The sequence below is a fragment of the Steroidobacter sp. genome, from assembly GCF_016790065.1.
Taxonomy (GTDB): domain Bacteria; phylum Pseudomonadota; class Gammaproteobacteria; order Steroidobacterales; family Steroidobacteraceae; genus Steroidobacter.
The window spans coordinates 1-9,462 of sequence record NZ_JAEUPY010000544.1; the positions used below are offsets into that span (position 1 = coordinate 1).

8 protein-coding genes are annotated in these 9,462 nt (G+C 59.2%); 2 read left to right on the plus strand and 6 right to left on the minus strand.

Annotation, left to right across the window (positions count from 1 at the left end; genetic code table 11):
* Together JNL55_RS22530 and JNL55_RS22535 are read right to left on the minus strand one after the other, a co-directional pair.
* Positions 1 to 1,388: serine/threonine protein kinase (locus JNL55_RS22530; protein WP_293859264.1), on the minus strand; the 1,388-nt coding region annotated here is incomplete at its 3' end.
* Between the two features lie 788 nt (positions 1,389 to 2,176).
* Positions 2,177 to 2,977: a helix-turn-helix transcriptional regulator gene (locus tag JNL55_RS22535; RefSeq protein ID WP_293859281.1), complete on the minus strand. Its 801-nt coding sequence runs from the start codon at positions 2,975 to 2,977 to the stop codon at positions 2,177 to 2,179.
* A gap of 1,216 nt (positions 2,978 to 4,193) precedes the next feature.
* Between JNL55_RS22535 and JNL55_RS22540 the strand changes: the two genes are divergently transcribed.
* Together JNL55_RS22540 and JNL55_RS22545 are read left to right on the plus strand one after the other, a co-directional pair.
* Positions 4,194 to 4,322 carry a hypothetical protein gene (locus tag JNL55_RS22540; RefSeq protein WP_293859266.1) on the plus strand — a complete coding sequence of 43 codons (129 nt, stop codon included), beginning with the start codon at positions 4,194 to 4,196 and terminating at the stop codon, positions 4,320 to 4,322.
* Between the two features lie 120 nt (positions 4,323 to 4,442).
* Positions 4,443 to 4,730 (plus strand): helix-turn-helix transcriptional regulator, encoded by a 288-nt coding sequence (locus JNL55_RS22545; RefSeq protein ID WP_415923142.1) that lies wholly within the window; start codon positions 4,443 to 4,445, stop codon positions 4,728 to 4,730.
* Here the strand turns inward: JNL55_RS22545 and JNL55_RS22550 are convergent.
* From JNL55_RS22550 to guaB, 4 genes are all read right to left on the minus strand, one after another.
* Positions 4,714 to 5,685: a tyrosine-type recombinase/integrase gene (locus JNL55_RS22550; RefSeq protein WP_293859269.1), complete on the minus strand. Its 972-nt coding sequence runs from the start codon at positions 5,683 to 5,685 to the stop codon at positions 4,714 to 4,716. The genes JNL55_RS22545 and JNL55_RS22550 overlap by 17 nt on opposite strands.
* The gene (locus JNL55_RS22555) at positions 5,676 to 6,956 is read right to left on the minus strand and encodes a tyrosine-type recombinase/integrase (RefSeq protein WP_293859272.1); all 1,281 of its coding nucleotides are present in this window, start codon (positions 6,954 to 6,956) and stop codon (positions 5,676 to 5,678) included. Before JNL55_RS22555 ends, JNL55_RS22550 begins: the two co-directional genes overlap by 10 nt.
* A 288-nt stretch (positions 6,957 to 7,244) precedes the next feature.
* Positions 7,245 to 8,840, minus strand: coding sequence for a glutamine-hydrolyzing GMP synthase (gene guaA / locus JNL55_RS22560; protein ID WP_293859275.1), 1,596 nt, complete (start codon positions 8,838 to 8,840; stop codon positions 7,245 to 7,247).
* Positions 8,830 to 9,462: IMP dehydrogenase (guaB, locus tag JNL55_RS22565; protein ID WP_293859278.1), on the minus strand; the 633-nt coding region annotated here is incomplete at its 5' end. The genes guaB and guaA, both read right to left, overlap by 11 nt.

Below are 9,462 nucleotides of genomic sequence, written 5' to 3' on the forward strand. Positions count from 1 at the left end.
ATGGACAGTTCGATCATTGCACCCAGCGTTGCAAGGTCCCCGCCCGCCTGCATCTGGGTGCGAGCCCGAACCGCATCATGCAGATAGTCGATCGCCTTCTGGGCGTCACCTCGGCGGCGGTAGGCGCGACCCACGGCCTCCAGCATGGAGGCGCGAACTTCGGATCCGTCCGTCAGTTCATCCCTGATTTCCTGGGCCGCTTGGTCCAACAAATCCGGCGCCGTCATCTCCTTTGCATCGTTCTCGAAGGGGTCGGCCGCAGCGAGCACCTTGAGCACGATGTTCGCGATCTGTTCAGCGTGCAGCTTCTCCTGCTCAGCGCGGTCTGTCTCCGCCACGATACGACGTGCCTGAAACGACACAGTGATCGCGAAAGCAACCATGAACAGCCCGAGTACGGCGCCGGCCACACTGGCAGCGAAGAGCAATTGGTGGCGCCTGGCCGCCTTGCGCATGGTATAGAGGATGCTGGGCGGCCGCGCGAGCACCGCTTCGTGCTTCAAATGCCGTTCCAGATCGAGTCGGAGGTCATTGGCCGTTTGATATCGCCTGTTGCGATCCTTCTCCAGGCATTTCATGACGATCCAGTCCAGGTCTCCGCTCACCTGCCTGATTAGCTTCGAAGCGGAGGCTCGGTAGAGTGATGCCCGCTCCGCCAAGGGCATCGTTTCTGCATTGATCAGTCGCTTGGAAGGCGTGCTCGGCTCATCGACAAGAATCTGTCGCAGAAAATTGGCGCACGACCGGTACGGATCGCACCCCTCGAACGGTGTGGCGCCGGTCAATACCTCATAGAGCAGAACCCCGAGGCTGTAGACATCGCTGCGCGTATCGACTTCGAGCTGGCGAGGATCGGCCTGTTCGGGACTCACATAGGCTGGCGTGCCGAGAAACTGTCCCGCGCCCGTATGTGAGACGCGATCGTTCAGCGACGCGGCCATCGCTTTGGCCAAGCCGAAATCGATGACTTTCGCAATCGGGTTGCCATTGTCCAAAGTCACCAACACGTTCGAAGGTTTGATGTCCCGATGGATCACTCCGCGGTGATGGGCATGTTGAATGGCCAGGCAGACCTGGTTGAACAGTCGCAATCGCTCTGCAATCGTCAAGCGCGCCTGGGTGCAGTACTCGGTCAGTCGCACCCCGCGCACCAACTCCATCACGAAATACGGCCGTCCTCTGCGTGAGATGCCGGCGTCGAAGACTCGCGCGATATGAGGATGGTCGAGCACTGCGAGGATTTGTCGCTCGGACTCGAAACGAGCGATGACGGACCGGGTGTCCATCCCGGGCTTGATGACCTTGAGAGCAACATGACGCTTGACGGGCGACACCTGCTCGGCCAGATAGGCGATTCCACAACCGCCCTCCCCGAGCGCCTCGACCAAGCGATAGCGATCGATCTGGTCGCCGACCCCTTCGATTCTCTCGAACGACTCTCGCTCCTTGATGAAACGCGGCGCTTGCTCGCTCGCCTCAATCAGCTCCTCCAGGCGCTCGAGCAAGCGAGCATCGTCACTGCAAACGCATTCCAGATAGCGAGTTCGTTCCGCCGTGGGCAAGGCCAGGGCGGCCGCGAACAATTCCTCTTCGCGACTGAAATGCCCCATCTGCTAGCCATCCACCACAGTGGTGCAAAAGTTTTTTTCGGGGATCGTTCTGAAACCTACCCGTGTTGAACGACGACCCGCCAAGCAAGTCGACCCCCTCGTCCCAGAGCGGCGGCGCGCCTCGCGCTGTTCAATCTCGTATCCGGCCTGCCAGTTGGCCACCATGCCGACGCTGAATCGGTGCGAGTGAGGCACATCAGAGGCGCTCGCGTGCACATATATAGAGCAGCGCGCCGTTGGTTCGACCGCTCGGGCGGGATACTTGGAACTTCCGCACAGGTGGAGCGAGTGTCGACCACTTGCGCTTCGCTCCACACCCGTCTGTCTAGCGTTAGCCACTGGCGTAAATTCAGATCACGGTTGAGCAGACAATCTGCTTCGATGCTGCGGCAACATTGGATCCGTTCTATGACAGTTCGCGGCGCTTTACCCTACCCTGATCAGGCTAGTTGACAGAGAAACAAACGAGAGCTATATGAAACAATTCCCCCGCATGTTTATGGCGCGAAGTCGGCACGACCGGACACCGCCAGCGCATTGATGCATAATAACGATCGCTTTTCGCTCTACGGATGACGATCGAGTAAGCGCGCGCGCTCTGGACTGAGATCTGGCTGGACGACGTCGCCGAAAGCGATCTCTCGATTCTCCACCGCCCTCATGATGGCCTGCACGCGAGTGGACACGCCAAGCCGGACCTTGGCCGATTCAATGTGCCGATGGACTGTGTGCTCGCTGATTCTCAGAATCTGGCCGATCGCCCAGTCGCTCTTTCCGCCAGCGGCCAACTCGAGACATTCTCGCTCTCGCTGACTCAGATGTATGCCGGGTCGCTCAGGTTGCGCCGATGCCTTCATTTTCATTCGAAGGGCCGCTGCGTAGAAATACATCGCCATCAGCTGCACAGCAAAGTAGCTGCGACTTTCGATCTGCTTCGAATCAGGCACGACGGAACATGAGGCGCCGTATCCCTTGGCGCTGGAGGGTGAATGCAATGGAATCGTATAGCCGTGACAAACGCCGAACCGCGCGGCTCGGGCAAGAATCTGCAGTTGCCCTCTTGTCAGCTGCCCGACGAAGTCAGGAGAATCCCAAAAAAACGGCAGAAATGTTCGCTCGGCACACAACAGGACAGGATCGATCTGGTGCAAGGAATCTTCAAAGTAAAGATCAGCCCAGGAGGCTGGATAGTTGTGGACCACGATGGCCCATGCCGGCGGCTTGAGAGGATTGACGTGCGTACAACAGGCGAAGTGTCGAAATCCAAGACGCTGAACAGTGTCTTCAAAGGACTTCGCGAGCTCATCGACTGAGACGGCTCGCTCACCGCACTCGATGAACGATTGAGCTAAATCGAACGGTTCCATCGCTTCGTCCGTAGTCGGCGCGAACACATCCGGGCTGACACTTTGGACAACGACCAATGCTCTTGCGTTCCACTCAGGATCGGGCCGTCGCTCCCCATACGCGCTTGCACATTATGCATGCGATGGCTCAGCCGTGGGCTCGTATTTGCCGTCTGTGCGCTCAACGAATATCTGAACTGACGTCACATTGACATGACAAAGGATCATTTCCGTCGCAGACCGCAGCGATCATTGCTTTGACAATCGGGGCATGCTGAGTATTCGGCAATAATGCTTGACCAAGAGAACTCTCGGGTTCATTCCTAGCGACTGCGCAACTGAACCTTCCGGATGTTCCGTGCTCACGTGATGCCGTGACGGCCGACAACACGAAACCGTCTTCCCAAAGCGAACTCAACGCGTGTCCGATCAACATCTCGTCATACTGTCTTGCGAGCATCGTTGTCGCGACGAATCGTCCGCGGAGCGGACAAACACGTGAAGCAGATGAAGGAGAGAGATCCTGCGGCTGCTGAGTGTGATCGAGCGCTCGCCACCAAGACTGAGCAGATGTGTGCGCGTTGGCTAGAACGCCAGTTGTCTCGCGTGTGTACACAGCACTGTCGTGGCGAGCCTTCAAGGCCGGCGTCGCAGCGTCTCCTGCACAAAGTCTTGCGGCAACCTTCTATCTGCGCAAGAGACTGCGCCGCAAACCTGACCTCTTATGGGCAGCCGCCTCAAGAGGCACACGACCCTGGATTGGCGACCTCCCCCGGCCTGCCGATCATCCGCGCTCGATCACGACTTGAAAGCACGCCAAACCGACAGCGACGACTGCGACGTCGCGCTCGGTCATGCAAAAAACCTCAGCTCCATACTCGTACCTGTGCGGCACTTGAGCCGCACGCCCTGACCTCAGACGACCAACACGATTGGCCGCCCTCTGCTGATCTGCCATTCATCGGGCCCCTTTCGTCGTCTCCAGCTTCCAATGCCATTCCTGGCAATGCGCCGTCTCGGCGCCGCCGGCGCCGGGATATTTGCAGCAAGCGCTGCGCCCCATCGTTTACCGTTCGAGGGTTGTTGTATGAAATCCGTCGGTCTTAATACGTGTCAATCGACCTCGGACTACCCCGCACAAGGGGCTGACCGCGCGTCCGACGCAGGCTTGGTATATCTCTCTGCAAAAGATCTGTGCGCCAGATTCCGTTGCTCAAGACGAACAATTTTTCGGCGCATGAAGCGTAAGGTCAATCCGTTTCCCGCTCCGTGCATCCAGGAGTTCGGTAGCTTCAATCTGTGGGACGTTAAGGACGTGGCTGCATGGGAACAGCGCGAGCGTGAGCGCACGGCATGCGGGCGCTGACGCTCGCCTGGGCGTTGGTGCAGAGCTGGCAATTATCTTGCAGTCACCTTAACTACCCGCATCCATTTCAGGAGCTTGTTCCGACCTATGGCTTCCGTTGCCTGCGCGCTCCGTCATCGTATGACTTCAGATACAAGCAAAATGCTTCCGCCACTGCGACGAACCATCCGTCGCGCTGAGCTGCGCAAGATTGTACCGCTCGCGAACACGACCATTTATGAGATGGAATGTCGCGGCGAATTTCCAAAGCGGTTCTATCTCACTCCCCGCTGCGTAGTCTGGGATCTCGACGAGGTCTATGCCTGGCTAGATGCTCGAAAGCAGCCAGCAGAACAGGCGCGGCTGGGACGAGCTCCCGTCCCCGATGTGCGCTTGCGCAGGCGGCGGCCGCTCAAGACGGCGCTGTAGTCTCGCTCATCGCTGGTGGAAGCAGGACCGGCGAGTGCCATGTACCGCGCGCCCAGGCGTCCACCATATCCGCCCACTCCTGCAGCATGTGCCGCAGTTGTTCGGCGTACTGTGATCTGTCGTGGAGACCACGGTTTGCTTCAATGACTTCGCGCGCAAGAGCTAACTCAACCCAGTGAGCGTTAAAGCCAGCATCCCGCAGAATCGTCGATGCCGTGCGGCGAAGGTCGTACACGGAGAACCGCGCCAGGGGCAACTTTCTAGATTGTGCTTCTTTGAAGATCGCAGTCGTCGTGTGATTCAGGCACACGGGTGACATCGGCATGAACGGATCCAGCATCGAGGGTAGGACGTATTCGGAAGCGCCGGCCCGCACCTTCAACTCAATCAGAATGTCGAGTGCCTGCCTGGAAAGGTAGACATACCGCGGCTTCGTCGACTTCGCGCGGCCCGGTGGGATTGTCCAAATACCGCCTTCGAAATCAATCTCAGACCACGTCGCCATGACGAGTTCGCTCCTGCGAGCGAGGGTTAGGAGAATGAGCTTCAGCGCAAACTGATACTCCGTCCTGACCCGCGTCTCCTCCATCAGTCGACACAGTATTCCGACCTCACTGGGGGACAGCGAGCGCTGTCGTGGCTGGAATACCGCAATAGAATTTGCCGCGATCTCCGCAGCCGGATTCCCCCCTTCATACCCTTGTCGGCGCGCGAAGGTGAAAACGGCTCTGATGATGTCACGCACATGAACCGCCGTTGCCGGCGCTCCCCGCGACTTGACACGTTCACACAGCGACCGAACCTCATCGGCATCGATGTCGGTGATGGGGCGTCCTCTGAGAAGCGGCTCGATGTCGCGTTGATAAACAATCCGACGTTGATAGATCGTCCGTTCGGACAGATCCGCCTGCGCGAACCATAGTTGCGCATACTCATCAAACCGTCTCATTGCCATTGGTTCATTCCTTCCACGTCCAACGCAACGTGGGGAACATAGGCCTCAACAAACGGCGGCAAGAGCACGGGTGCATAGGAATTCCCCGCGACCCAGGCATCGATCATGTTTGCCCACTCCTGAAGCATGTGCTTCCGCTGCTCCGCGTACTTGGCCTTGTTGTAGACACCGCGAGAGCCGCCCTGATGATGCGCAAGGCACATCTCGACCCAGTCCCCATTGAAACCGACTTCATTGAGAATCGTGGAGCCGGTGCGCCGCAGATCGTGAAGTGTGAAATCCTCCAGCGGGAGCTTCCGCGAGTGCGCCTGCTCCACGACGGATTGCGTGAGCCGGTTCAGGCTGCCGGGCGCAATGTGAGCATCTGGATTGTGCCGGGAGGGCAGAATGTATCGTGAGCTTCCAGCGCACGACTTGAGCGCAGTCAGAATCGAAATCGCCTGCCGTGACAGATAGACATTGTGCGGCCGCCTCCCCTTCATGCGCTCTTTCGGGATGCTCCAGATCCGTGCTTGGAAATTCACTTCATCCCATGTCGCCCCGATCAGTTCGCCTTTGCGGATCAGCGTCAGCAGGATGAGGCGGATCGCCAGTCGATGATCTGCGGTCGCTTGAATATGCTCGAGCGTTAGCAGCATCAGCCGGACTTCGAGCGGACTCAGCGCACGATCGCGTGCTTTGATGGTGGCGATCGCCTTCGGAGCGATGCTTGCGGCCGGGTTTGGGATCTTGGCTCCCTTGAGGGACGCGAATTCGAACACCGCTTTGATCACGTCCCGCACATGTAGGGCAGTGGCCGGTGCATTGCGAGCCTTGATCTTCTCGCACAGGGAACGGACATCGTCCTCGGTGATCTCGGTCATCACCCGCCTCTTGAAGCGCGGATAAATGTCGCGGTTGTAGACGCCACGCCTCATCGCCTTGGTGCTATCGGCAAGGTCGGCCTCGCGGAACCACTCTTCGGCGTAGTCACAGAAGGTTTTGGCGGCCTTAAGGCGTTGCTTCTCATTCTGCTTAACCTGGGCAGGAGACTCACCTCGCAGCACGGCGTTGCGCGCCGCCAGGCACTGCTCTCGCGCCTGCGCGAGCGTCAGACCGCGCGGGCTGTAGCGGCCAATCACGAATGTCTCGCGGCGCCCGTTCAGACGGTAGTCGTAGCGAAACGAAATGCATCCGGTCGTCGTCACCAGGACATACAGACCGTCTCGGTCGCTCACCTTGTAGGGTGCGGATTGCGGCTTCAGGTTTCTCAACGTCGTGTCGGTCAGCATCGGGGCACCTCGGCTCGATGAATGCTTTCCGTTACGACCGTGCGAGAAGGCCTATTTTCGAAGGCTTTCCGGCGCGTCCGCTTGATTCGCGGCCCGACGCCTGACGGTATCGTGACGGTATTTCTGGATCGTAGTCGAAGCAGAAAAACTCGATACCGTCAGTAGTACCGTCAAAATCTTCCGTTGGCCCGCGATAGTCTGCGATAGACAGCGAACGGAAAACTTTTTGAAAACAGGAACTTAGGTCAAATTTTCGATAGATGCCGATCGATGGTGATGGATAACTTTTTATTCCCACTCGATGGTCGCCGGTGGCTTCCCTGAAATGTCATAGGTCACTCGAGAAATGCCGTTGACCTCGTTACAAATCCGGCGAGCGACCAGATCGAGGAACTCATACGGCAGGCGTGACCAACGCGCGGTCATGAAGTCGATGGTTTCGACGGCGCGCAACGCGATGACGTAGTCGTAGCGACGGCCATCGCCCATGACGGCGACCGAGCGCACGGGCAGGAACACCGCGAACGCTTGGCTGGTGCGGTCGTAGAGATCGTGCTTGCGCAGTTCTTCGAGGAAAATATGATCGGCTTTGCGCAGCACCTCGGAGTACGTCTTGGTCACTTCACCTAGAATGCGCACGCTGAGACCAGGACCCGGGAACGGATGGCGATACACCATCTCGCGCGGCAGGCCGAGTTCGACGCCGAGCCGACGCACTTCGTCCTTGAACAACTCGCGCAGCGGCTCACACAGTTTGAGATTCATCTTCTCAGGCAGGCCGCCGACGTTGTGATGGCTCTTGATCACATGAGCCTTGCCGGTGCGCGTGCCGGCGGACTCGATCACGTCGGGATAAATAGTGCCTTGAGCGAGCCAGCGAATGCCTTGCAGCTTGCCAGCCTCTTCTTCGAACACTTCGACGAACAGGCGACCGATGATCTTGCGCTTGCGCTCCGGATCCACTTCGCCTTTGAGCGCGGTCAGGAAACGTTCTTCGGCATTGACGCGAATCACGCGCACGCCCATGTGCTTGCCGAACGTTTCCATCACTTGATCGCCCTCGCCCTGCCGCAGCAGGCCGTGGTCGACGAACACGCAAGTGAGTTGGTCGCCAATGGCACGATGTAACAACGCGCCGACGACGGAAGAATCGACACCGCCCGACAAGCCGAGCAGCACATTGTCACGACCCACTGACTCGCGCACGCGAGCGATGGAGTCGTTGATGATGTTGCCCGAGCTCCAACGCGCCTCGCAGCCGCAGATCTCACGAACGAAACGTTCCAGAATTCTTTCGCCCTGCAGGGTGTGCGTGACTTCGGGATGGAACTGCACCGCGTAGTAGTGGCGCGATTCGTCGGCCATGGCGGCCAGCGGCACACTGTTGGTGAAGCCGACGCCGACGAAGCCAGGAGGCAATTCGTCGACCTTGTCACCGTGACTCATCCAAACATCGAGCAACGGCCGGCCTTGTTCGTCTTTGTGATCGAACAAGCCGTCGAGCAACTTACAAGGGACCGATGAGGTGACCTGCGCGTAGCCGAACTCGCGATGCGTGCCGGCGGTGGTGCGCCCACCGAGCTGTGCAGCCATCGTCTGCATGCCGTAACAAATGCCCAGCACCGGCACGCCACTGTCGAATACCGCTTGCGGTGCCTTCGGTCCGTTCGCGTCGGTGGTCGACTCCGGGCCGCCGGAGAGAATGATGCCTTTGGCACCGAAGTCCCGGACTTCCGCATCCGTGACATCCCACGGCAGGATCTCGCAATAAACGCCGCTTTCGCGAACTCGGCGAGCGATCAGCTGAGTGTATTGCGCGCCGAAATCGAGAATCAGAATGCGGTGCGCGTGAATGTCGGAGCGAGACAAAGTATCAGCTGACACGGTAGTTGGGTGCTTCTTTCGTGATGGTCACATCATGAACGTGGCTTTCGCGCACACCGGCATTGGTGATGCGCACGAACTGCGGCCGCGTACGCATGTCTTCGATGGTGCGGCTGCCGGTGTAACCCATCGCAGCTCGCAGGCCGCCGGCCAGCTGATGCAGGATGGTGACCACCGAACCCTTGTAGGGCACGCGGCCTTCGACGCCTTCGGGCACCAGCTTTTCCAGCTCCGCGGTCGCGTCCTGGAAATAGCGGTCCTTGGAGCCGTGCGTCTGCGCCATGGCGCCGAGCGAGCCCATGCCACGGTACGACTTGTACGACGCGCCTTGATACAGCTCGACTTCGCCGGGCGACTCTTCGGTGCCGGCGAACATGCCGCCGCACATCACCGAGTGAGCGCCGGCCACCAAGGCCTTGGCGATGTCGCCCGAGAAACGAATACCGCCGTCGGCGATCAGCGGGATGCCGCTGGCCTTCAACGCCGCGGCCACATTGGCAACGGCAGTGATTTGCGGAACGCCGACACCCGCGACCACACGAGTGGTGCAGATCGAGCCCGGACCTATGCCGACCTTCACGCCATCGGCGCCCGCTTCCACCAACGCCAGCGCGGCGTCGGC

Excerpts from the sequence above, each read along its gene's own strand:
- JNL55_RS22535 (WP_293859281.1), bottom strand. The coding sequence starts at position 2,977 with ATGGAACCGTTCGATTTAGCTCAATCGTTCATCGAGTGCGGTGAGCGA.
- JNL55_RS22540 (WP_293859266.1), top strand. The coding sequence starts at position 4,194 with ATGAAGCGTAAGGTCAATCCGTTTCCCGCTCCGTGCATCCAGGAGTTC.
- JNL55_RS22545 (WP_415923142.1), top strand. The coding sequence starts at position 4,443 with ATGACTTCAGATACAAGCAAAATGCTTCCGCCACTGCGACGAACCATC.
- JNL55_RS22550 (WP_293859269.1), bottom strand. The coding sequence starts at position 5,685 with ATGGCAATGAGACGGTTTGATGAGTATGCGCAACTATGGTTCGCGCAG.
- JNL55_RS22555 (WP_293859272.1), bottom strand. The coding sequence starts at position 6,956 with ATGCTGACCGACACGACGTTGAGAAACCTGAAGCCGCAATCCGCACCC.